At 66.8% G+C, this 594-nt stretch carries 1 protein-coding gene; it reads right to left on the bottom strand.

Going from position 1 to position 594, the window contains the following annotated elements; all coding sequences use genetic code 11:
• On the bottom strand, nt 1-594 hold a 594-nt coding region (locus tag E5J99_RS21085), incomplete at both ends, for an IS3 family transposase (protein WP_167852290.1).

Here is a 594-nt window from a genome sequence, read left to right as displayed (position 1 = left end):
ATTTTTCCAGCGCCGCACCAGCGGCCCTTCCTGCTCGTGGGCCTGGTTCGGCGTCAGAAAGTCGCAGCTGCCATGCGGGCGCAGCTGGTTGTAGGCCCGCACCACCAGCGCGTCGGCCTGCGCAAAGCCGGGCAGCGTCTCGCCCAGGCCGAATTCGTCCTTCAGGATGCCGTTGAGCCGCTCGGCGACAGCATTTTCGTACGGGTCGCCGTGCTGGGTCATGCTCAAGGCCACGCCGTGGCTTTCCAGCAGGCCCACGTATTCGCGGGCCGCATACTGCAAGCCCCGGTCGGAGTGGTGAATCAGGGGCCGTTGTGGCTGGGTGCGGGCCGCCAGGGCCTGGTGCAGGGCCGCGAGCGTGCCGCGCACCGACAGGTCCGGGTGCAGGCAGGCACCTACGATTTTGTGGGAATACAGGTCCGTTATCAGGCTCAGGTAGCTCCAGCCGCTGAGCAGGCGCACGTAGGTGATGTCGCTGACCCAGACCTGCTCGGCCCGGCTCACGGTCAGGTGTTCAATCAGATTCGGCCGCCGAAACAGGGGCAAGCAGGTCTGGGTGGTGACCACGCGCCGTTTGCGGCGGCGGATGAGCAG

Origin of the sequence: Hymenobacter elongatus, from assembly GCF_004745955.1 — a bacterium.
GTDB classification, from domain to species: domain Bacteria; phylum Bacteroidota; class Bacteroidia; order Cytophagales; family Hymenobacteraceae; genus Hymenobacter; species Hymenobacter elongatus.
Note: the sequence above shows the minus strand (reverse complement) of the source record. Positions and strands in the feature narration are given on the sequence as shown.